Genomic DNA, 21,547 nt, shown 5'->3' with positions numbered 1-21,547 from the left:
TTCCTCAATATGGGCTGCAACTATTTTTTCTCGGAGATCCACTGAATATGCTTTCATGACAGTATTATCTTTATTATTACTAACTGTACCTCATAACTTCGGAAACTGCTGTAATTTTCGGAGATGTCTATTAATTACCGTCAAAATATTGATCTTTGCAAATTCTTGATCAACAGTCACTAAGCTGGCTGAATTTTGGATTATCATGGCCGCGATTACTGCATCAGGTAATTTTAAGCGATATTGCTGACGAATTTCGATGATCTTCTCAACCAATAGCTCATCACCCCCTGTCAAACCAACAATCTCCACTCGCTGAAGAAATTGTCCAAAAAGTCAAAAAGTTGGCGATCTGCTTGCAGCAGCGGTTACGCTATCGCTTTCCTGTCAACTGTCAACTGTCACCTGTCAACTGTCAACTCCGCGACTTCCGGGAGAAGTCGGGGATCTATTCCATGTTTATTTTGGACTATAGGGCAGAGAAGAATGGTGTACGATAATACGCAATTTGCCATTATTACCCTTAATAAACTGCCAGGTTTTATCTACTGTTGTGACTTTACCTGTTTTATCAGTAATGTCAACATTACCCATAGTTGTAGCAGTATTACCGTCAATAAAAATGCCAGCGTTGCGAATTTCCACTTGTCGCCATCCTTTCAGAGCAAAACCAGTATCTTGAGGGAAAGAGGAATCACCACCCACAAAATAAGACAAAGCTCCTTTGTGTGTCGTGCGGAAGGTCTGGTCTCCAGTTGTCAAGGTAGGCTTAAACAACACCAATCCCGACTGATAAGCATATAATTCATCTATCACCTTCTCAGCCAATGTTCTAGCGGCGGCTATCCCCTCTTGATCATAGGTAGTGCTGATATTAACTAACGCATTACCCCAGGCTTTTTGGGCGGCCAGCATTTCAGACTCCGTAATGGATATATTAACTACTGATGTCTTAGGAGTTGATGAGACTGGCTTAGTGATGGTACTACTAACTTGAGCATGAGCCATGGATGGCGCTGTCACCAACAATGTAACCCACAAGGCTATGGTAGCAGCAATTACAGAAAGATTGACTCGTAATTGTTTAATCGGATTGGTTTGCATATTAAGAGCAAGTTACAAAAGTTTTCAGTAACATCTAACCACGTTGTGCCAATCCAGTCAATAGTTACCATCAGTAATTACCATGCTATCATTTAATGATCTGAGAAGTTGGGCATCTAGTTTGTCGGGTGAACAATTAAAAAAACAGAGGATTTTGCCTGAAAATAGGGATGTGCGGAGAAAATCTCCGCACCAATTTTTCGGTTTATTCTAGTTTATTCGTGGACAGTCACTTTGATCATTTTCACCGGAGTTTTGGGGCGATCGCCAGATCCTGTTGGAGTGGTTTCAATGGCTTTTAATACATCCATGCCTTCAGTCACTCGACCAAACACGGGATGCTTAGATTGACCGGGGGTAAACCAATCCAGATAGGAGTTGTGGACAGTGTTGATGAAAAACTGACAACTACCACTATTAGGCCGCCCGGTATTAGCCATAGATAGAGTTCCCGGTTCATTAGAAAGTTTCCCATCTTCAGGATGCTCATCTTGAATGCACCCATCAGGACTATTACCTGTTCCTGCACGGGGGGAGCTAGGATCTTTGCTGTAGGGACAACCAAACTGCACCATGAAGTTATTAATCACACGGTGGAAATGTAGACCATCATAAAACCCACTTTTAGCCAATTTGATGAAATTTCCCGCCGTTATGGGCATAACATCAGTGAATAGCTCAAGAGTAATAGTACCAAGGGAAGTTTCCAGAGTTGCGGTGGGATTTGCCATGAATATTGAATTACCAATCTGTGTAATGGTTTACTTTATCGCTTCTAGTTTACCCAATATCTTGAAAATAAATAAGTTGGCATGAAAAAACTAAACTCTGTAAAGAAATGTAAAATTATAGTTGGGATTTTGATCTTTAGTTTGATCTTTAATAGAGATATTTCATATCCCCGAATTCTCCCAGAATTCGGAGATCTAAGCGATGTTTATTTTGGACTATAAGGCAGAGAAGAATGGTGTAAGATAATACGCAATTTTCCATCATTACCTCTAATAAACTGCCAGGTTTTATCTACTGTTGTGACTTTACCGGCTTTATCAGTCAGGGAAACATTACCCATAGTGGTAGCAGTATTACCGACAATAAAAATGCCAGCGTTGCGAATTTCCACTTTTCGCCATCCTTTGAGAGCAAAACCAGTATCTTTAGGGAAAGAGGAATCACCACCCACAAAATAAGACAAAGCTCCTTTGTGTGTCGTGCGGAAGGTTTGGTCTCCAGTTGTTAAGGTAGGCTTAAACAACACCAATCCCGACTGATAAGCATATAATTCATCTATCACCTTGTCCGCCAATGTTCTAGCAGCGGCTATCCCCTTTTGATCATAGGTAGTGCTGATATTAACCAACGCATTACCCCAGGACTTTTGAGCGTCCAGCACTTCAGCCTCAGTAATGGATATATTAACTACTGATGTCTTAGGAGTTGATGAGACTGGCTTAGTGGTGGTACTCTTAACTTGACCATGAGCAATTGATGGTGCTGTCACCAACAAGGCTAAGGTAGCAGCAGTTACAGAAAGATTGACTTGTAATTGTTTAATAAGATCGGTTTGCATATTAAGACGAAGTATGAAAAAGCAAATTACGAAAGTTTTCCACAACATCTAACCACATTTTGCCAATCCAGTGCAATAACTACTATAAATAGTTACCATCAGTAATTACTATTCGAGTTAGGTACAATAAATCATAATTAAACGCAGATAAACGCAGATAAACACAGATGATTTGTTAATTAACCTTTTAATCAGGAAAAGCTAAACCGGTTCTAGGATCTCTGATATATAATCCTAGTGTTAAACTCCGCATGACTTCATCCCAAACCGGTATTAATTGTTCTGCTTGATCTGCCCAATAATCAAAGGTAATTAAACATTGAATATTAGAACCCAAACCAACACAAGTCCGAGAAAAAGCTTCCCTGGGTTCGGCTTGAGTATCAATAAATTTAATTTCACACCACATAATTTTAGCCGTTTGTCTTTTGACAGTGATCACCTCTCCTCTTGCAATTACATCACGACTATCATCTTCCATAATTTTCTTTAAAGTAGATTTGAGGGGAAACAGAGTCCAATCATTAGGAGGTAAATGATTGTAAGACATTTCTAAGCAACAATCATCATCAGGTGGTTTTTTATCTGTAAACTTAAATGATTTTTCCTGGGGTAGAGTTATCCAACCACGAGGGACATTAAACCGCACTGCCCCCCTACCTGCCACAAAAATATTGTATTCTGGAGGAGATTCCCAATGATGATCTGGTTTCAGTTCTAGGGTTTCCTTAATCCATTGAAGATTGCTTTTTTTACGTTTTGCCATAATTTTAATAAGAGATTAAATTTCATCTGAAATTAATCAGATTTATTTTGGAAATGTGATTTTATGTTTCTGTTTCCAACCCCACACTATCATAAAGCATTTCTATGGGAAATTCAAATGCAATACTTGATAAAGTAATCATGTCTCCAGTAGTGTAGGGATAATAAAGCCACATTCTTCCTTCTCCTCGACAATAACGTTCAACAGAGATTTTTTCAGAATCAATCAAGATATATTCTTGTAAGGTGGGTATGGTGAGATAATATCGGAACTTTTCACCTCTATCTTTACCGCTTGTACCGGAAGAAAGAACTTCAACAATTAATTTAGGATTTTGAATAAATTTACGGGCATTGATATCTTCACTGTGACAACTGACGATCAGATCAGGATAGAAGTATGGACCTTTAGAGGTAACTTGCACTTTTACATCTGATACATTGATTCGACAACCCCTAGGACGGAGGTGAGGACGTAAAGATGTGTAAAGATTGAGAGCAATATCATTATGGGGAATTGTACCACCAGTCATGGCGAAAACTTCACCGTTGATGTATTCATAGCGAATATCTTGGTTAAGTTCCCATGCAAGATATTCCTCAATGGTCATTTTTGCCGGTTGTTGGGGAATGGCTATCATAGCAGGATTTTTCTCAGTTTGTTTTGATTATAGCAACTGATAAGAAAGATGTTTTAAACTTGTCTCTAGCCAACATACAGCAGTTTCCGATATTATGAAGTACAGATATTAATGATAAAACTCTTGTGGTGCGGGCAAGATGCCCGCACAAGGTGTACCTCACTCAAAGCTACTTGCTATAGCTTTTCCCGTTCCATATTTCCTGTCAGTTGTTCAACTACTACTTTTACATTTCTGATTCGTTCAGGTTGGATAAAATTTTTGATTTTTGATGGTTGTTCACGAATTAATGATAGAAATTAGTTTAGAAGGTAAAGGAATTGGTTTTTTACCACTACAATAAACAGTTTCTATCCATAACTCTCTCGCTTCATTAATATTTTCTATTGCCTCCTCTAAACTTTCGCCCTGACTCATACAACCTGGTAAGTCAGGAATCATTACTGTATATCCTCCGTCCTCTTCTGGATAAATAGACATGAGATATTTTAAAGACAGATAATATTCTAAAGATTGATGCTCAAGTTGAGAATTAGTTTTCATCTTGCCAATTTTCCAAATCTAGTAATCTAATCGTTTCTTCAATATACGTTCGTTTAACTTTTTTACCCCCTTTTTTGGGAATAATAATCACTTCTCCTTGATCATTTTCAAAAGCGTGATGACTTCCCTTCGCTCTAATTTCCTGATATCCAAATGCTTCCAAAACATAACTAATTTCTTCAAATCTGGCTTCAGGAAAGAGAGAAGATATTTAATTAATTTACTTAGTTTACCCATTGACTAATCATAGCATTTTTTCGGCTAGGTGGTTGAGATGATTGTTGATTGACCAGTTATACCATACTTTACAAAAATAATATTAGTAGGTTATTGAGGTTGCAAATGGTCAATAGAAAGGGGGGCTGTGCTGAGAAGTTCAGGGTAGTGACAGTATTCACAGCGACATTGAGCGCGTTGTCTGACCTGCTGATAAAGAGTTTTAGGAATGGGCATGATCTTGAGCAGCAACAGCAGCGTTAATATAACTGAAGATGTCGTCAAGTTCCCCTATTGCCTCTAGTTCTATTGCTTCCTCTGGGGTGAGGGTATCCAATTTGTTTTTATCAAGGAGTTCTTGCATCCGTTCACTTAGCTTATCGGTAAATTTGAATAGCATGAGGTTCTTAATACGCTTGATGCAGATTCCTTCAGGTAAGAATTGGGAGGGTTTAACGAGTGTAGTTGTCATTGGTCGATGATCTTTAGTTTTCTTAATTTTATGCCATCAATACGGCTAAATTCCCGTGTATTGTGAGTAACTAGAGTGAGATCATTTGCTAATGCGATCGCCGCAATTAACAAATCATTTTGTCTTGATTATAGCAACTGACAAAAATATCCCATCAAAAAAAGCGAGGAAGTCAAACTTCCCCGCATGAGTAAAATCAATCAACTAAGTTATTGTTCGTGAAAAATCCGAGTCTAAGTAATAAGCCCAGATTAAACAGTAACAATGAAATCACTAGCAGCCAAAGTAGGAGTACCAACGATAGATGCAAACTGAGCACCAGTACCAAAACCAGCAGTAGCACCATTTTGGTTATAGTAGAGGCCACCGTTAACTGTACCTGTACCTAGGACATAAACAATTTGAGCGCTGCTTGTTGCTGCACTAGTCGCACTTGTAGCAACGGCAAAGTTTGAACCCACACTAAATCCGGCACCAGCAACACTGGTTACAGCCGTAAATACTGCCTTGCTCAAAGCGATCTTGTCACCAGCGCTAAAGTCAGCGATGATGTCTAAACCATTACCAGTTGCAGCGGCACTGAAAGCTGCGGTGCCACTGAATACGAACTGGTCATTACCAGCACCACCAACTAAGCTGTCAGTACCCAAACCACCAACCAGGGTGTCATCACCGGCACCACCATTAAGGGTGTCATTACCAGCACCACCGGTTAAGTTGTTGTTAAGAGCATTACCAGTGAGACGGTCAGCACCCAAACCACCAATGGCGTTTTCAATGGCATCTATCGCAGTTAATGTGATTTGTGTATTAGTCACAACGGTTTGAGCAGTGTTGATACCCAAATTCACAGTGGCACCTAATGAAGCCGCAGCACCATCAAAGCTAATGGTATCTGTACCAGAGGCATCCCTAATGATGTCGTTACCTAGTGTAGCGAGAGTGAAGCGATAAGTATCATTACCAGCACCACCATCAAGACTGTCATTACCAGCACCACCAATGAGGGTGTCATTACCAGCACCACCAATGAGGATGTCATTACCAGCAGCGCCATCAAGCTGGTTATTACCACTGTTACCTGTAACGGTGTTATTACCAGCGTTACCTATACCATTAACATTGGCAGTTCCAGTTAGGGTCAGGTTTGTTTTTGTTGCCGCTAATGTAGCAGTAGCAGCAGAGCTAACGGTATCAGTGATAGTTACTGTGCCAGTTACGAAGGGGATAGTTGCACCAGAAGGGTTAGTTAATGTGACGGTGAATCTTTCATCCGCTTCAGCAGTTGTATCAGATGTAGTCCTAAAGGTGATAGTCTTGCTGGTCTGCCCTGGAGCAAAGGTGAGTGTGCCGCTGAGTGTGTTACCAGGAGCAGCACTGTAGTCAGCGGCGATAGCAGTACCAGCAGTGGTAGCGTAGTTAACTGTTACATTACTGGTACTAGCTTCACTCAGAGTCACTGTCACCACAGCATTTGATCCCTCTACCGCAGTTACATCACTGATGCTTAGTCTTCTGGGTATGTTAAGAGGAGTGTCTAGTCTCAACAGAGCGACTTCAGTTCCATCTACTTGACCGGGGGTTCTGCTGCCGGCAACGAAAGGAAAATCGTTGTCGTTTGTTACCAGAATGGTATTTTTGTCAACGATAGTGAAAGCTTCAACGTTTTGGAATGGCAATTTAAAGCTGTTTGAACCATCACCATTCAAGTCATTGGGGTCTTGAATGTCTAACAGGTTAGCGACTTCTTGCTTGATCAGAAAGCCATTGGCGTCTACCTGGGTCAAGTCAATTTTATAAATCCTTTTGAATTCAGCAGCAGCCCCAGTTAAGCGGTCTTTTTCAATGACTAAGTATTCATTATCATTGATAGCTGTCAAGTCATTGATTGACTGGGAGTTAGAAGTCTTCTCCAGTTTATATTTGTATTGTGTGCCGAAGGTTTTGCTGGTTAAGTCAAATTCGTAGATACGGAGAACATCGTTGGTAGCACTGTCACCAGTAACGACACCTTCCAAAGCGGTGATGAGCTTGGTCTTGCTGGTGTTGATTGCTGTACTTTCCAACCCTCTAGAACCTAAGTTAGCAGTGGCATTTCCTGCCAATACAGCAGGGTTTTGGGGAGCGAAGACGTTAGGTACAGCAATGGGAGCTTCTAGCAATTTACCAGTAGCATCAAAGTGCAATAGGTAAGGACCGAACTCGTCTCCCACCCAGATTGTGCCGTCTTTATCAAAGACGAATGACTCGATATCAAAGTCACCACCTGTTAGGTTTCTCTCAGCAGTGTTTTCGTTAACCAGAGTGAAGTTAGGAATGTTAATCTTCTTGTCTGGGTCGCGGAATTGAATAAAGTTCAAAAACTGGACACTACCATCTGCACCAGTTTCCGCTCCTTTTAAGCTTGGGTCAACTTGGTAAAGACGTAACAAAAAGTCGGCACTGTTAGGTTTTTGACCATAACCGTTATCTGGTTGAAACCAGTAAGTGCCATTGTTACCAACTTGCATGGAACTGAAACCACCAAGAGGCAGACCAAGAGTAGTCAAAGGTACGGTGACACCATTGGTAGGGTTAGTAGTAGGATTAATCTGACCACCGGATGTAAATGTGTCCCAAAAGAAGCTACTGGAGTAGGTTGCAGCAGGAAAGCCAGCGAAACCGGTTAGTGTTGTTGTAGGCATATTATATCGAGAATTTTTCTGTTGATTTCGTTTTTACGTGCCAGTTCAGTTTTTTAATTACATTGCCCGTCGGGTCAGAAACCAGGTTCTTATGCCCACAGGGGGTCTAACCTAAAACTCGAGCAACCATGCTCTGAAAACCTCTCTTGACAAGGAACAAAAGATCTAAAAACTCGTCATCAGGTCTTTAGAGACTGTGTTGAGCTATTATCTCTTCTTTAATGTCAGGACTAGGTACAGCATGAGACACTCAGTTTTGATTGGACGATTAAGTAACAAAGAACTAATCCGAACAGTTAAGATATTGGCACTGGAAGGTTAACAATAAAATAAGCAAAGTACAATAAATGGTTAAATTTATGCGTTGCATCATGCCAATATCAATTATGTTTTGCTTATAATTTTATGATCTATATCAGCAATTTCTATTGATTAAAGAAGTATATGTATTTTTGCTTATTAGCGATTAATTTACGCATCCTAATTCAAGCTTAAACAATACTTATATATTCTTTCCTAAGTAAGCTGTGACCCAGCTAAATTGTAGAATCCTAGGCTAAATCTTGTAGTGCAGGCATACTTCGGCCAAGCTCAGTACAAGTCTTGCCCGCTATAATTACACAAAATAATTACACAAATTAAATGCAGTACAGCTTATATCAATTAATAAGCGAAATTAACTATTTTTATAAACCATTTCCATTCTCAACTTTTCCACCTCAATCTTCAACCGTTCATTTTCCATTTTCAACCCTGTATTTTCATCCTTAATCAACTCAACTTCATTCCGTTTATTCAAAGCCTGATTTATTGCTAATTTTCGCATATCTAAAGAAAACCAACGTTGATAAGTTTTCGTATGAATCTGCACACTATGACCCAAATTATCCGCCGCAGCTTTCATAGGAATGCCCAAAATATGCGCTCGAATTGCCCAACCATGACGTAAATCATAGGGTTTAAAATCCAAACCAATTTTTCTAAACCACCAACTCACCCTTTGAATTAAAGCCGTGATTTCTGCATGATTGTTCTGGTCTTTTTTACTGATTGCGATCGCTAACATTTGCAAATATTTAGGATTTCTTAAATCAAATTCATCAATCCATTCTTTATATAAAGGTAAAGCTTCTCTTTCCCCAGTTTTACAATCTTGATCAACCTTCCAAGTTAAATCTATATTTTCATCACTTAACCACCAATGAATATGAGGATTAACAAAAAGCTCACGGGGACGTAAACCAAAAACCGCCAACATTCCATAGATCCAACGCCATAATTGCCAACTATCTTTGACATCTTGATTAACTTGCTTACCGCGATGATTGAGATATTCATCAAACTTGTAAAATCCTGTAACTATTTGTTTATCAGTGGGAATATTGCGAGAATTACTTTCAGGGACTTTAGCATAATTAGTTAAATTAATTTCAATTTTAAAAACTTGACAAAATACAGAAATAGCCCTCACAGCATTATATTTAGCCCATTCCTTATCTATTTTTTCAATTGCATTAATCAAACTTTCCCCATTAGCCAAATCATCAGCATTTGTATAACGTTTAATTCGGGAAAAATAATAGAAAAAAGTATGTTGACTTTTAGTGGTGCGTTTATGGCTTTTAAAATATTCATCTTCAAATTTTGCTAATAACTCACCAATAGTTATTAACTCTTTTTTAATGCCGTCATTTCCTAAATTTCCCAAATATTTATCATTCCAAATAAAAGTTTTTCTCGCAATTAACTTACCCAATTCATAAGCCTCCTCCTCCGCAGTTTTCAGTCCTGATAAATTGGCTGGAATATTCAAACTGAGGTTATATTGTTTTTTGCCTGTGTTGTTGATATCTGCATCACCTGGTTTAATAGGTAAAGTTGCCCGTAATTGCAGACATCCATTTGATTCTCGGATTGTTACCCTGGTTTTTGCAGACTTCAAACGCAGATTTACCTGTTTTAATTCCCATAATAGATTTTCTTTCATCCTTTGCTCCTCCGCGTCTTTGCGCGAAACTTAATTCTTAAACTTTTAGACTATATTGAGACTAAAAATAAATGCGTTAACCGCAAACATAGTTTATCGCTGACATTGCAGAAATCATCAACTTTTCTAGTTAAAACCTATTAAACCAGCAGAATAAATACTCCGGTCCTTACCACGGTTACGACGGATTTGCCATTTTCGCTCGTGACATGGACTTGGCGCTCAACAGCCCAACCTGGGGATTAATTGGCGCTCCCTGGAACAAAAAAGCTCAAGCTAAAGTTAAAGCTAAAGCGGCCGTCTAGGGAACAAAAATCTGGGGTTTTACCCCAGGAGAGTTGGAAATTCAAGATTCAAAATTAAAAATTCTCAGTTTTGAATTTTGCATTCTGAATCTTGAGTGGTATTTCCGACTCTCCACCAAACGCAAACATCATACACCGCAGGAGATACAGAAAATGCCTCAGAATCCAGAAAAGATTCAGGATCACGTTGAGCTATTCCACCAACCAGAATACCAACAACTGTTTGAAAACAAGAAACAGTTTGAAAATGGCCACACTTCCGAAGAAGTACAACGGGTAGCAGACTGGACAAAAACCTGGGAATATCGGGAAAAGAACTTTGCGCGGGAAGCTTTAACCGTTAACCCAGCTAAGGGTTGTCAACCTTTAGGCGCTATGTTTGCGGCCGTAGGTTTTGAAGGTACTCTTCCCTTCGTTCAAGGTTCTCAAGGTTGCGTGGCTTACTTCCGTACCCACTTAACCCGTCACTACAAAGAACCATTTGCTGGTGTTTCTTCTTCCATGACAGAAGACGCGGCTGTATTCGGTGGTTTGCAAAACATGATTGATGGTTTGGCTAACTCTTACAAACTATACAATCCTAAAATGATTGCTGTTTGCACCACCTGTATGGCAGAAGTTATCGGTGATGACTTACAATCATTCATTGGTAACGCTAAAGACGCTGGTTCAGTTCCTCAAGATTTCCCAGTCCCTTTTGCTCACACTCCTAGCTTCGTTGGTTCTCACATCACTGGTTACGATAACATGATGAAGGGAATCCTTTCTACCTTAACCGCAGGTAAGAAGAAAGCCAAGAGCAACGGTAAAATCAACTTTATTCCTGGTTTTGATACCTACGTAGAAAACAACCGCGAAGTTAAGCGCATTGCTAACCTATTCGGTTTTGACTACACCTTATTATCTGACAACAGTGATTATGTTGACTCACCTAATGATGGTGCGTACAATATGTACCCAGGTGGTACTAAGCTCGAAGATGCAGCAGATTCCATTAACGGTAAAGCTACTATTGCTCTTCAAGCTTACTCCACAGCCAAGACCCGTGAATACATTGCTAAGGAATGGGGTCAAGACGTTTGTGTTTCTCGTCCTTGGGGTATCAAGGGAACTGACGAGTTCTTGATGAAACTCAGCGAAATGACTGGTAAGGCTATTCCTGAAGAGTTAGAAATCGAACGTGGTCGTGCAGTTGATGCGATGACTGACTCCCATGCTTGGTTACATGGTAAGCGTTTCGCTATCTATGGTGATCCTGACTTAGTTTACAGCTTAGTTGGTTTCATGTTGGAAATGGGTGCTGAACCAGTACACATCTTGGTTCACAACACCAATGAAGCATTTGAGAAAGAATTGCAAGCATTGTTAGATTCTAGCGCCTTCGGTAAGTCCGCTAAAATCTGGGGTGGTAAAGACTTGTGGCACTTACGCTCCCTGTTATTTACCGAACCCGTAGACTTATTAATTGGTAACTCCTACGGTAAGTATTTATGGCGTGATTGTGGTGTACCTTTGGTGAGAATTGGTTATCCTATCATGGACCGTCACCACTACCACCGTTACGCAACTGTTGGTTATAAAGGTGTTATTAACCTGTTGAACTGGATTGTCAATACAATCTTTGAAGAAATTGACCGTACTACCAATGTTCCTGGTCAAACCGATATTTCCTACGACTTAGTTCGTTAAGAATTATCTAGGGGTGGGATTTTCCCCTCCTTTCCGTCGCAAATAAGTAAAGGGGACAGGAAATTGGGTAAATTCCCTCAAATCCTCTCCCCTATCTCCAATTCCATTAGCCTAAATAGCCTACTCTTTGTTCCTTTCATCTACCTGACAGATGAATTTTCCCATAAGTTCCCAGAAAAATTATCTCTTTTGATCAGCGTTAATCAATGTTATGAAAACCCCACTCTGGAAAATATAGATAAATACATATCTTTTTTGCAGGTTTATCTGTGTAAATATTAAGTTAATCTTGTTTCGCGCTCAGACGCAAAGGAAGAAATATATTAATTTAAACTGTAGTCTAAATATGTGAATTTGGCTGTAATTTTGTGTAAATCATCATTTTAATGATGGACTTTCATCAAGATTTGTACTGTTAATAAATTCTATCTACTGCGAGAATAAAAATGAAAATCACCCAAAGTAAAATTAACGAATTGCTGAGTGAATCAGGATGTGAACATAATCAAAAAAAACAGGGAGAAAAAAAGAATAAATCTTGTACCCAACAAGCTCAACCAGGTGCGGCTCAAGGGGGTTGTGCTTTTGATGGTGCGATGATTGCTTTAGTCCCAATTACTGATGCGGCTCATTTGGTTCATGGTCCGATCGCTTGTGCTGGAAATTCCTGGGGAAGTCGTGGGAGTTTGTCTTCAGGTCCAATGCTTTATAAGACGGGTTTTACTACCGATGTTGGGGAAAATGATGTAATTTTCGGCGGTGAAAAAAAGCTTTATAAAGCGATTTTAGAAGTTAATCAAAACTACAAGCCTGCGGCGATTTTTGTTTACGCCACCTGCGTTACAGCCCTAATTGGTGATGATATTGATGCGGTTTGTAAGGTAGCAGCCGAAAAAATTGGAACTCCTGTCATTCCTGTTATTGCTCCGGGATTTATTGGTAGTAAAAACTTAGGTAATCGTTTTGGTGGTGAGGCTTTACTAGAATATGTAGTGGGAACTGCTGAACCTGAATATACTACCCCGTATGATATTAATTTAATAGGTGAATACAACATTGCGGGGGAAATGTGGGGAGTTTTACCCTTATTTGAAAAGTTAGGAATTAGGGTTTTATCAAAAATTACAGGTGATGCTCGTTATCAAGAAGTACGTTATGCTCACCGGGCAAAATTAAATGTCATGATCTGCTCACGAGCGCTTTTAAATATGGCGCGAAAAATGGAGGAGCGTTACGGTATTCCTTACATTGAAGAGTCATTTTATGGCATTAATGATATTAACCGTTGTTTGCGAACTGTGGCGGCTAAATTAGGTGATGCTGATTTACAGGAACGCACAGAAAAACTCATTGTTGAAGAAACAGCGGCCTTAGATATTGCACTTGCTCCCTATCGAGAAAAATTAAAAGGAAAACGCATTGTTCTCTATACTGGTGGTGTGAAAAGTTGGTCAATTATTTCCGCTGCGAAAGATTTGGGAATTGAAGTTGTGGCCACAAGTACCCGCAAAAGTACGGAAGAAGATAAAGCTAAAATTAAAAATTTGTTGGGTAATGATGGTATTATGCTGGAGAAAGGAAACGCTTCCGAACTCCTGAAATTAATTGCAGAGACTAACGCAGATATGCTTATTGCTGGCGGTAGAAATCAATATACAGCTTTAAAAGCCAGAATTCCCTTTTTAGATATTAACCAAGAACGTCATCATCCCTACGCGGGTTATGTGGGTATGGTAGAAATGGCGCGGGAGTTGACTGAGGCTTTATATAGTCCTGTGTGGGAGCAAATTCGCAAGCCCGCTCCTTGGGAAGTTTAGGTGACAGGTGATAGGTGACAGGTGACAGTAAGAAGCTAAAAGGTAAAAGATCAATATTTTCCTCCTGAACTCCTGAACTCCTGACAAATTATTTTGAGATTATTGAGATTATTGAGATTATTGAGATTATTGAGATTATGGCGATCGCAATTGTTCCAGAAAAGTCTGTGACTGTCAACCCCCTCAAACAAAGTCAGGCTTTAGGCGCTTCTTTAGCTTTCTTGGGTTTAAAGGGAACTATGCCCTTATTTCATGGTTCTCAGGGTTGTACAGCCTTCGCAAAAGTAGTTTTAGTTCGACATTTTCGGGAAGCAATTCCCCTTGCGACCACTGCAATGACAGAAGTTACTACTATTTTGGGTGGTGAGGAAAATGTCGAGCAAGCTATTCTCACTTTAGTAGAAAAAGTACAACCAGAAATCATTGGTTTATGCACTACTGGGCTAACAGAAACTAGAGGTGATGATATTGAACGTTTTTTAAAAGATATTCGAGAACGTCACCCCGAACTTAATCATTTAGCCATTATTTTTGCTCCCACTCCCGATTTTAAAGGTGCTTTACAAGACGGTTTTGCAGTCGCAGTAGAAAGTATTGTTAAGGAAATTCCTCAAGCAGGGGGAATTAAACCAGAACAAATCACAATTTTAGCTGGTGCTGCTCTCACTCCTGGAGATGTTCAAGAAATTCGAGAAATAGTTACAGCTTTCGGATTAGAACCCATATTTGTTCCTGATTTAGGAGCTTCATTAGATGGACATTTGGAAGATGGTTATAGTGCTATAACTGCTAGTGGAACAACTTTAAAAGAATTACGTTCCTTGGGTAGTTCAGCTTTTACCTTAGCCTTAGGTGAAAGTATGCGCCAAGCGGCGAAAATTTTAGAAGAACGCTTCGGAACTAACTATCAAGTATTCAGAGATCTAATAGGATTAGAACCTGTAGATGAATTTCTGCAAAAATTATCTTTATTAAGTGGAAATCCCGTTCCTGAAAAATATCGTCGTCAACGTCGTCAATTGCAAGATGCAATGTTAGATACTCACTTTTATTTTAGTGCTAAACGAGTATCTTTAGCTTTAGAACCAGATTTATTATGGACTATAGTTAAATTTTTGCAATCAATGGGGGCAGAAATTCATCATGCTGTCACCACAACTCGTTCTCCCTTACTTCAAGAACTTCCTATTAAAAATGTCACCATTGGCGATTTAGAAGATTTTGAAAAATTGGCAATAGGTTCTGATTTATTGATTGGTAATTCCCACGTAAATACCATCTCTAAACGCCTTTCTATTCCCCTCTATCGTTTAAGCATTCCTATTTATGACCGATTAGGAAATGGTCTATTTACCAAAGTAGGCTATCGCGGTACTATTGAGCTTCTTTTCGGCATGGGAAACCTATTTATAGAACATGAAGAATCATCAATGATCAACCAATGGTCATCAGTAATCAACAAATAACAACTAACAACTGACAACTGACAACTGACAACCAATAAAGGACAAATGAAAGTGAAAATTGCTTTTACGACAACTGACAGAATTCATGTTAATGCTCACTTTGGCTGGGCTAAGGAAATAGATGTTTATGAAATTTCCGACAACGGCTATGAATTTGTAGAAACTCTCAAATTTGAAGGTGATCTAAAAGAAGATGGTAATGAGGATAAAATTACCCCTAAACTTCAAGCACTTAATGATTGCACAATTGTTTATGTTGTGGCTATTGGTGGTAGTGCAGCCGCTCGTTTAATTAAGAAAGGTGTAACCCCAGTTAAGGCTAAATCTGAAGAGGAAAAAATTGCAGAAATTCTCGATAAATTAGTCAAAACTCTCAAAGGTAATCCTCCACCTTGGTTACGAAAAGCTTTACAACAGAAAAAACCTAGTTTTGCTGAAGAAATTGAAAACGAAGCAACAGTATGAGTACAAATAATGTGAATGGAACTGGTAACAATTTAGAGGTTATTTTACCTCCTTTTTTGAAAGCATTAGTTCAACAAATTCGGGCGCAAGATAGTTATGGTTTCTACCGAAATTGGACTGATGAATTAATCCTCAAACCCTATATTGTTACTAAACAAAAGAAACGAGAAATTTCTGTAGAAGGTGAAGTTGACCCCGCCACTATTTCCCGTATAAATGCCTTTTTTAGAGCGGTAGCTGCCAGCATTGAAAAGGAAACTGGACTCATTTCTAATGTAGTTATTGAATTAGGACATGAGGGTTTTGGTTGGGCTTTAGTATTTTCAGGACGCTTATTATTAGCTGTGAAAACTTTGCGTGATGCTCATCGTTTTGGTTTTGATTCTTTCGAGAAATTAGACGAAGAAGGCACAAAGTTTGTGGAAAAAGGCATTGATTTAGCCAAACGTTTCCCCGAAGTAGGCAATCTTTAATTAGTCATTGGTCAGTAGTCAGTGGTTAGTGGTGATTAGTTAGAGGAGACTTGCAAATTTGTTCTCTTCTATAGCAAATTACAACTAACAACGGACAAAGGACAACTGACCAATGACAAAGGACAAAAAATATGACAATTGAGGAAATCACAACCAAGATTAAAAAGCTAAATAGCAAAGCAGGTCAAATGAAAATGGATCTGCATGATTTAGCAGAAGGACTACCCACAGATTACCAAAAACTGATGGATGTTGCTGCGGAAACTTACGAAATCTACTGTCAGTTAGATGGACTCAAGCAACAACTCAAAAAAATGGAGAATTCTAAATGAGTACCAATATTGATGAATTTAAAAACCTCGTAGATGCCGAAGAGTTTTTCATCTTTTTTAATCTACCCTATGACCAAAAATTTGTAAATGTCAACCGTTTACATATTTTGAAAAAGTTTTCTCAGTTCATGAGTCAAATTGATGATAGTTATCCTCAACTCAGTAACCAAGAAAGATTAGAGAAATATTGTGTTGCTTTGCAACAAGCTTATCAGGTGTTTATAGAATCCACACCCCATGAACAAAAGCTGTTCAAGGTATTTAATGATAAGCCCAAAAATGTTGTCACCCTGACAGAAATCACCTCAGATTAGGAGTTAAAAAGTGATTAACCTAACGCCTACCGAATTGGAACGCTATAGTCGCCAAATGATGCTTCCTAATTTTGGTGAATTAGCTCAAAAGCGCCTAAAATCAGCGACTGTTTTAGTGTCAGGTGTGGGTGGATTAGGTGGTACAGCGGCGCTTTACTTAACAGTAGCAGGCGTTGGGCGGCTGATCCTAGTCCGAGGTGGTGATTTGCGGCTGGATGATATGAATCGTCAGGTTTTGATGACTGATGACTGGGTGGGTAAACCCAGAGTATTTAAAGCCCAAGAAACCCTCAAAGCCATCAATCCTGATGTTCAAGTGGATGTAGTTCACGATTACATTACCGCAGAAAATGTGGATGGGTTGGTACAGTCGGCGGATATGGCTTTGGATTGCGCTCATAATTTCACTGAACGCAATTTGTTAAATGAAGCCTGTGTCCGCTGGCGCAAGCCCATGGTAGAGGCAGCCATGGACGGTATGGAGGCTTACCTGACCACGATTATTCCCGGTGTCACCCCTTGTTTATCTTGTCTGTTTCCAGAAAAGCCGGATTGGGACCGACGCGGTTTTTCCGTGCTGGGGGCTGTTTCTGGGACCTTGGCCTGTTTGACGGCTTTGGAAGCGGTAAAGCTGATTACTGGTTTTAGTCAACCGCTGTTATCAGAATTACTAACCATTGATTTAAACAGAATGGAATTTGCTAAACGTCGTTCTCACCGCGATCGCAATTGTCCAGTCTGCGGTAATACTGCCCCTTGGAGATATTCCCAATCTCAAGCCGCAACGGTGTAAGTTACCACTTCTTGAAAATCCACATCCAAATCAGAATATTCGCTACAGAATAAGACATAAAATGACTGTTACTTTAACAGAAAAGGCAGAATTTCGTCTCTGGGCATTTGTCAAGGGTTCTGCAACCGACGAAACTAATAACGCCACAAAGGGTGTCCGCATCTCGGTTAAAGATGGTGGTTGCAGTGGCTACGAGTATGGCATCGAAATTACTAGCAAGCCCCAACCTGATGATATCGTAACTCAACAAGGAAATGTGTTGATTTATGTTGATGCTAAAAGTGCGCCGTTATTAGCAGGTGTGGTAGTTGATTTTGTAGAGGGAGTTATGGATAGCGGTTTTAAGTTTTCCAACCCCAATGCAACTGATACCTGCGGTTGTGGCAAGTCCTTTAAAACCAGTGACGGTACTCCCAATGGTGTACCTTGCGGTAAATAGAATAGTTCAAACTTCAAAAGTTAGCTCCTTTATTTTGAATTTTGACTTGATCCAGGAAAACTTAACGAACTCAAAAACTCACTTCATTAATCTTTGAGGAGAATCGAAAAATGGCGACATATCAAGTAAGATTGATCAACAAAAAAGAAGATATAGACACCACAATTGAATGTGATGAAGACATGACAATTGTAGACGCAGCAGAAGAAGCTGGTCTGGAATTACCTTTCTCTTGTAAATCCGGCGCTTGCTCTAGCTGTGTAGGCAAGATTGTTGAAGGTGAAATTAACCAAGATGATCAATCCTTCTTAGATGATGAGCAAATGGGCAAAGGATTCGCCTTATTATGTGTTAGCTATCCCCGTTCTAACTGCACAATCAAAACCCACCAAGAACCTTACCTTGCTTAATACAATATTTGTCGGGATTTAGGATTTCTAAATTCTTTCACTTTCACAATGATGGAGGATGTTTATCATCTTTCATCATTTCAATTTTCATTGTTTATTTTGATAATTCAATGTTTACTAATTTTACCGTTATGGGCTGTTCTTTAGAGTTACTAAAATCAGGAGAATGTGGCATAGTTACTTTTTGTCAAACTCAGGATGAGACAATTAGAAAAAAGCTGATATCAATGGGCATTCAAACAGGTAATACCATTACTGTAGAACAGCAATTTCCTACTTTTATTATTAAATGTGGTAGTTTATCTATGACTATAAATCGCCAAATAGCGCGGGCTATTTATGTGCGGGTAATTGATGGCTGAAAATGGTGATTAAGTTTAGTTATTGGTTTAAATTGTGGTTTTTACAACCAAACTCACGTGTAGTATTTAACACGGAGTTTAAATTTATAGACTTAAACTTAAAGCCTAAAGCAAAAGATGTTAAAATACTATAAAGTTAGAAAGGTGAAATAATATGAGCTATTAAAAACCCAATCAGAAGAAAAGTGAGAATAAACAATGGGGAAAACTTTAAAGGAAAAACTAGAACAGTTACCACTAGAAAGACAGCAAAAAATTGCTGAAGAATCTAACTTTCTCATTGCTGAAGAAATGACACGACAACAATTGAGACTAGCACTCAAACTCACTCAAGAGCAAATGTCAAAACTTCTTCAAATTGATCAAGGAAATGTTTCTCAAATGGAACAAAATACTGATTTAATGCTTTCAATTCTGCGAAAGTATATTACTGATTTAGGTGGTGATTTAAAGCTTGTTGTTGAATTTCCTAACCGTCCACAAGTTACTTTATCAGGAATTTCTGAGATTGATATCTGACGAAGATCTTCAACTAAAGTCAACTAAAGATAAAATTTTCTCTAAAACTCGCTCATTTATGGTTGGTGGTAAATTTTTCAGTACAAAAAAGGTGCGTTATGCGATCGCTAACACACCCTACAAAACTAAATCAAAGGTTAAATTTTATTAAATTTGTAAGTTTAAAAACAAAAATGCTGTATGGCTAACACACCCTACAAAACTAAATCAAACGTTAAATTTTATTAAATTTGTCAGGTTAAAAACAAAGATGCTGTATGATAGTTTGAAAATCACAATTTAATTAATATAATTAATAATTAAATTATATGAAAGTACAACAACAAATATTAGACTTTAGAAATAAAATTCTTCTCGGTGACAATCTATCTATTCTCAAACAAATAGAAAGTGATACTTTTGATTTAATCATCACTTCACCCCCATATTTTCAGCAACGTGATTATGGAAATGGTAATTTAGGTATAGGGAATGAAACAACGGAAGCAGAATATTTACAAAATATCTTAACGGTATTTGGGGAATGTGTGCGCGTTTTGAAAAAAACAGGAGCAATAGTTTTTAATTTGGGAGATAAATATATTAACGGTGGTTTATCTCTAATTCCTTATAAATTTGCCATTCAAGCTACCCAAAATCAAAATATTTTTCTGATTAATCAAATTACATGATCAAAACTAAATCCTACACCACGTCAAGATAAAAGAAAATTAATACAAGCTACAGAACCATTTTTCATATTTGCCAAATCAAAAGATTATTACTTTAATTTAGATAATTATTTACAACATCTAGATACCTTTAATAAAAGTATTAAAGGTAAACCATCTGATAAATTAGGTAAAAAATATCTGGAATTAATTAAAAATTCTGATTTAAGCGAGGCACAAAAAAATCATGCTATTAAAGAATTAAATCAAGCTATTTTAGCAGTACATAATGGAGAAATTGAAGGATTTAGAATGAAAATTCATGGAATACATAAATTAGCCTATGGTGGACAAGAAGGAGGGAGAAATAACCAAATTAAGAATCATGGTTTTACTATTATTAGAATTTTAGGAAACACCATGAAAAAAGACATCATTGAAAGTCCGGTAGAAATTACTAAAAATAATCATCATCCAGCAGTTTATCCTTTATATATTATTCAAGAACTTATTAAATTGTTAACTCAAGAAGGTGATTTTATTCTTGATCCTTTTTGTGGTAGTGGGACTAGTTGTGTAGCAGCTAGAAATTTAAATAGAAACTATTTAGGAATTGAAATTAATCCTGATTATGTAAATTTAGCTAATAACCGCATGGAACAACCTGATTCTCAACAACAGGAATTATTTATATGAAATATAATTATCATCGAGAAATAGAAATATTAGAACAATTTTATCAGGAAGCAATTGAATTAATTAAAAATCAAGCGTTATCAGAAATTGAGGAAGAAATAAAAGACTGTGTAGATATTTTCGTTCATAAAATAGAAACTGATAAATCTTTAATTCAAGTAATTATTACCAGTCTACTCAAGAAAATAATTAAACCTGAGCAAGATATTAGGTTGCACATGGCTAAATTTCCAAATGGATATTCTGCTAGAGTCCTTGATACTAAGGTAACTACACCGTTTTTTAAAATAAATTTTCCACGATACGCTAATAAGGAAACTGCATTTTTAACAAAAGCAACAATTTATCAAAACATATACAGAAGAATTAGTACAAGATGCTAGAAATTCAACGGAGGTAAAAGATTTTCATATTCAAGCTTGGGAGAAAATTTTACAACAATGTCAATAAAAATAAGCATTTTTCCAATTAAGTATTAATCCTGATTTTTCCTGGTGGTAATGCGATAGCGAAGCGCTCCGTAGGAATCGCTATCCGACCATTATTAGCCCGATATTGGTAATCTTGGTGTATTACAAAATGAAGTGCGGAATGTGGGCTACAATCCCCAATCTACAACTAGCAACCGCGGATCAAACTCTCGCAATAAACGTACCAGTTCTTTTAAATCATTAATAGAACTTACACAGACGCAACCCGCACTACCAGGACTGTGTCCCTCTTTACAGCGATTTTCATGTAGTTAAGCCAGAAAATGAGGTAAACTAGAATAAATATATTGTTAAATTATATGCCAACACCTTATTCAATAGATTTGCGTAGTCGCGTGATTATG

General features: G+C 38.2%; 24 protein-coding genes and 3 pseudogenes. 15 read left to right on the top strand and 12 right to left on the bottom strand.

Annotated elements, in window-relative coordinates; translation table 11 throughout:
- Positions 1-90: 90 nt before the first annotated feature.
- The 12 genes and pseudogenes from H6F39_RS17650 to H6F39_RS17600 all read right to left on the bottom strand — a co-directional run bounded on the left by H6F39_RS17650 (position 91) and on the right by H6F39_RS17600 (position 9,982).
- Positions 91-297: a PIN domain-containing protein gene (locus tag H6F39_RS17650; protein ID WP_242028667.1), complete on the bottom strand. Its 207-nt coding sequence runs from the start codon at positions 295-297 to the stop codon at positions 91-93.
- A 162-nt stretch (positions 298-459) separates the two neighbouring features.
- Complete coding sequence (locus H6F39_RS17645) at positions 460-1,104, bottom strand: hypothetical protein (RefSeq protein ID WP_190397143.1); 645 nt, start codon at positions 1,102-1,104, stop codon at positions 460-462.
- Positions 1,105-1,319: 215 nt separating this feature from the next.
- Complete coding sequence (locus H6F39_RS17640) at positions 1,320-1,835, bottom strand: peptidylprolyl isomerase (protein ID WP_137908503.1); 516 nt, start codon at positions 1,833-1,835, stop codon at positions 1,320-1,322.
- 206 nt (positions 1,836-2,041) lie between these two features.
- Positions 2,042-2,674 carry a hypothetical protein gene (locus H6F39_RS17635; protein ID WP_137908504.1) on the bottom strand — a complete coding sequence of 211 codons (633 nt, stop codon included), beginning with the start codon at positions 2,672-2,674 and terminating at the stop codon, positions 2,042-2,044.
- A gap of 187 nt (positions 2,675-2,861) precedes the next feature.
- Positions 2,862-3,440: a hypothetical protein gene (locus tag H6F39_RS17630; RefSeq protein ID WP_190397142.1), complete on the bottom strand. Its 579-nt coding sequence runs from the start codon at positions 3,438-3,440 to the stop codon at positions 2,862-2,864.
- 61 nt (positions 3,441-3,501) lie between these two features.
- Positions 3,502-4,080: a Uma2 family endonuclease gene (locus tag H6F39_RS17625; RefSeq protein WP_190397141.1), complete on the bottom strand. Its 579-nt coding sequence runs from the start codon at positions 4,078-4,080 to the stop codon at positions 3,502-3,504.
- A 279-nt stretch (positions 4,081-4,359) separates the two neighbouring features.
- Complete coding sequence (locus tag H6F39_RS17620; RefSeq protein WP_137908507.1) at positions 4,360-4,623, bottom strand: type II toxin-antitoxin system HicB family antitoxin; 264 nt, start codon at positions 4,621-4,623, stop codon at positions 4,360-4,362.
- Positions 4,613-4,798 (bottom strand): type II toxin-antitoxin system HicA family toxin, encoded by a 186-nt coding sequence (locus H6F39_RS17615; RefSeq protein ID WP_035371596.1) that lies wholly within the window; start codon positions 4,796-4,798, stop codon positions 4,613-4,615. Before H6F39_RS17615 ends, H6F39_RS17620 begins: the two co-directional genes overlap by 11 nt.
- A 264-nt stretch (positions 4,799-5,062) precedes the next feature.
- Entirely contained in the window at positions 5,063-5,311 is a 249-nt protein-coding gene (locus tag H6F39_RS17610; RefSeq protein WP_137908508.1) for a hypothetical protein, read from the bottom strand.
- Positions 5,308-5,430 (bottom strand): annotated as a pseudogene (locus H6F39_RS20840) (type II toxin-antitoxin system VapC family toxin); the annotation flags it as partial. The pseudogene H6F39_RS20840 and the gene H6F39_RS17610, both read right to left, overlap by 4 nt.
- A 132-nt stretch (positions 5,431-5,562) precedes the next feature.
- Positions 5,563-7,995 (bottom strand): esterase-like activity of phytase family protein, encoded by a 2,433-nt coding sequence (locus H6F39_RS20830; protein WP_190397140.1) that lies wholly within the window; start codon positions 7,993-7,995, stop codon positions 5,563-5,565.
- Positions 7,996-8,671: 676 nt separating this feature from the next.
- Positions 8,672-9,982, bottom strand: coding sequence for a site-specific integrase (locus tag H6F39_RS17600; protein WP_190397139.1), 1,311 nt, complete (start codon positions 9,980-9,982; stop codon positions 8,672-8,674).
- Positions 9,983-10,140: 158 nt separating this feature from the next.
- Here H6F39_RS17600 and H6F39_RS20825 point away from each other — a divergent pair.
- The 15 genes and pseudogenes from H6F39_RS20825 to H6F39_RS17525 form a co-directional block, all read left to right on the top strand.
- Positions 10,141-10,287 (top strand): annotated as a pseudogene (locus tag H6F39_RS20825) (nitrogenase molybdenum-iron protein subunit alpha); the annotation flags it as partial.
- Positions 10,288-10,440: 153 nt separating this feature from the next.
- The gene (nifK, locus tag H6F39_RS17590; RefSeq protein WP_137908511.1) at positions 10,441-11,976 is read left to right on the top strand and encodes a nitrogenase molybdenum-iron protein subunit beta; all 1,536 of its coding nucleotides are present in this window, start codon (positions 10,441-10,443) and stop codon (positions 11,974-11,976) included.
- 446 nt (positions 11,977-12,422) lie between these two features.
- Positions 12,423-13,793, top strand: a complete 1,371-nt coding sequence (nifE, locus tag H6F39_RS17585; RefSeq protein WP_137908512.1) for a nitrogenase iron-molybdenum cofactor biosynthesis protein NifE — start codon at positions 12,423-12,425, stop codon at positions 13,791-13,793.
- A 137-nt stretch (positions 13,794-13,930) separates the two neighbouring features.
- Positions 13,931-15,259 carry a nitrogenase iron-molybdenum cofactor biosynthesis protein NifN gene (nifN, locus tag H6F39_RS17580; protein WP_190397138.1) on the top strand — a complete coding sequence of 443 codons (1,329 nt, stop codon included), beginning with the start codon at positions 13,931-13,933 and terminating at the stop codon, positions 15,257-15,259.
- A 45-nt stretch (positions 15,260-15,304) separates the two neighbouring features.
- The gene (gene nifX, locus H6F39_RS17575; RefSeq protein ID WP_035368007.1) at positions 15,305-15,724 is read left to right on the top strand and encodes a nitrogen fixation protein NifX; all 420 of its coding nucleotides are present in this window, start codon (positions 15,305-15,307) and stop codon (positions 15,722-15,724) included.
- Positions 15,721-16,197, top strand: coding sequence for a NifX-associated nitrogen fixation protein (locus H6F39_RS17570; RefSeq protein WP_028084341.1), 477 nt, complete (start codon positions 15,721-15,723; stop codon positions 16,195-16,197). The genes nifX and H6F39_RS17570 overlap by 4 nt, the downstream gene beginning before the upstream one ends.
- Positions 16,198-16,328: 131 nt before the next feature.
- The gene (locus H6F39_RS17565) at positions 16,329-16,529 is read left to right on the top strand and encodes a CCE_0567 family metalloprotein (protein ID WP_028084342.1); all 201 of its coding nucleotides are present in this window, start codon (positions 16,329-16,331) and stop codon (positions 16,527-16,529) included.
- Positions 16,526-16,843: a nitrogenase-stabilizing/protective protein NifW gene (gene nifW, locus H6F39_RS17560; RefSeq protein WP_137908514.1), complete on the top strand. Its 318-nt coding sequence runs from the start codon at positions 16,526-16,528 to the stop codon at positions 16,841-16,843. Before H6F39_RS17565 ends, nifW begins: the two co-directional genes overlap by 4 nt.
- A 10-nt stretch (positions 16,844-16,853) precedes the next feature.
- Positions 16,854-17,636, top strand: coding sequence for a HesA/MoeB/ThiF family protein (locus H6F39_RS17555; protein WP_028089549.1), 783 nt, complete (start codon positions 16,854-16,856; stop codon positions 17,634-17,636).
- A 61-nt stretch (positions 17,637-17,697) separates the two neighbouring features.
- On the top strand, positions 17,698-18,075 hold the full coding sequence (locus H6F39_RS17550; RefSeq protein ID WP_028084345.1) for an iron-sulfur cluster assembly accessory protein: 378 nt from the start codon (positions 17,698-17,700) through the stop codon (positions 18,073-18,075).
- A gap of 110 nt (positions 18,076-18,185) precedes the next feature.
- Complete coding sequence (locus tag H6F39_RS17545) at positions 18,186-18,485, top strand: 2Fe-2S iron-sulfur cluster-binding protein (RefSeq protein WP_137908515.1); 300 nt, start codon at positions 18,186-18,188, stop codon at positions 18,483-18,485.
- A 110-nt stretch (positions 18,486-18,595) separates the two neighbouring features.
- Positions 18,596-18,847, top strand: coding sequence for a FeoA family protein (locus H6F39_RS17540; protein ID WP_190397137.1), 252 nt, complete (start codon positions 18,596-18,598; stop codon positions 18,845-18,847).
- A gap of 198 nt (positions 18,848-19,045) precedes the next feature.
- Positions 19,046-19,366, top strand: coding sequence for a helix-turn-helix domain-containing protein (locus H6F39_RS17535; protein ID WP_190372312.1), 321 nt, complete (start codon positions 19,046-19,048; stop codon positions 19,364-19,366).
- Between the two features lie 308 nt (positions 19,367-19,674).
- Positions 19,675-20,712, top strand: a pseudogene (locus tag H6F39_RS17530) (site-specific DNA-methyltransferase).
- Positions 20,709-21,095 (top strand): hypothetical protein, encoded by a 387-nt coding sequence (locus tag H6F39_RS17525; protein ID WP_199290971.1) that lies wholly within the window; start codon positions 20,709-20,711, stop codon positions 21,093-21,095. Before H6F39_RS17530 ends, H6F39_RS17525 begins: the two are co-directional and overlap by 4 nt.
- Positions 21,096-21,547 lie beyond the last annotated feature (452 nt).

Source organism: Dolichospermum sp. FACHB-1250 (assembly GCF_014696335.1).
GTDB lineage: Bacteria > Cyanobacteriota > Cyanobacteriia > Cyanobacteriales > Nostocaceae > Dolichospermum > Dolichospermum planctonicum.
The sequence above is the reverse complement of the archived record's forward strand: the minus strand, read 5'-3'. Positions and strand labels throughout refer to the sequence as shown.

Coding starts and splice junctions, on each gene's coding strand:
- H6F39_RS17645 (WP_190397143.1), bottom strand. CDS start 1,104: ATGCAAACCAATCCGATTAAACAATTACGAGTCAATCTTTCTGTAATT.
- H6F39_RS17640 (WP_137908503.1), bottom strand. CDS start 1,835: ATGGCAAATCCCACCGCAACTCTGGAAACTTCCCTTGGTACTATTACT.
- H6F39_RS17635 (WP_137908504.1), bottom strand. CDS start 2,674: ATGCAAACCGATCTTATTAAACAATTACAAGTCAATCTTTCTGTAACT.
- H6F39_RS17630 (WP_190397142.1), bottom strand. CDS start 3,440: ATGGCAAAACGTAAAAAAAGCAATCTTCAATGGATTAAGGAAACCCTA.
- H6F39_RS17625 (WP_190397141.1), bottom strand. CDS start 4,080: ATGATAGCCATTCCCCAACAACCGGCAAAAATGACCATTGAGGAATAT.
- H6F39_RS17620 (WP_137908507.1), bottom strand. CDS start 4,623: ATGAAAACTAATTCTCAACTTGAGCATCAATCTTTAGAATATTATCTG.
- H6F39_RS17610 (WP_137908508.1), bottom strand. CDS start 5,311: ATGACAACTACACTCGTTAAACCCTCCCAATTCTTACCTGAAGGAATC.
- H6F39_RS20830 (WP_190397140.1), bottom strand. CDS start 7,995: ATGCCTACAACAACACTAACCGGTTTCGCTGGCTTTCCTGCTGCAACC.
- H6F39_RS17600 (WP_190397139.1), bottom strand. CDS start 9,982: ATGAAAGAAAATCTATTATGGGAATTAAAACAGGTAAATCTGCGTTTG.
- nifK (WP_137908511.1), top strand. CDS start 10,441: ATGCCTCAGAATCCAGAAAAGATTCAGGATCACGTTGAGCTATTCCAC.
- nifE (WP_137908512.1), top strand. CDS start 12,423: ATGAAAATCACCCAAAGTAAAATTAACGAATTGCTGAGTGAATCAGGA.
- nifN (WP_190397138.1), top strand. CDS start 13,931: ATGGCGATCGCAATTGTTCCAGAAAAGTCTGTGACTGTCAACCCCCTC.
- nifX (WP_035368007.1), top strand. CDS start 15,305: ATGAAAGTGAAAATTGCTTTTACGACAACTGACAGAATTCATGTTAAT.
- H6F39_RS17570 (WP_028084341.1), top strand. CDS start 15,721: ATGAGTACAAATAATGTGAATGGAACTGGTAACAATTTAGAGGTTATT.
- H6F39_RS17565 (WP_028084342.1), top strand. CDS start 16,329: ATGACAATTGAGGAAATCACAACCAAGATTAAAAAGCTAAATAGCAAA.
- nifW (WP_137908514.1), top strand. CDS start 16,526: ATGAGTACCAATATTGATGAATTTAAAAACCTCGTAGATGCCGAAGAG.
- H6F39_RS17550 (WP_028084345.1), top strand. CDS start 17,698: ATGACTGTTACTTTAACAGAAAAGGCAGAATTTCGTCTCTGGGCATTT.
- H6F39_RS17545 (WP_137908515.1), top strand. CDS start 18,186: ATGGCGACATATCAAGTAAGATTGATCAACAAAAAAGAAGATATAGAC.
- H6F39_RS17540 (WP_190397137.1), top strand. CDS start 18,596: ATGTTTACTAATTTTACCGTTATGGGCTGTTCTTTAGAGTTACTAAAA.
- H6F39_RS17535 (WP_190372312.1), top strand. CDS start 19,046: ATGGGGAAAACTTTAAAGGAAAAACTAGAACAGTTACCACTAGAAAGA.
- H6F39_RS17525 (WP_199290971.1), top strand. CDS start 20,709: ATGAAATATAATTATCATCGAGAAATAGAAATATTAGAACAATTTTAT.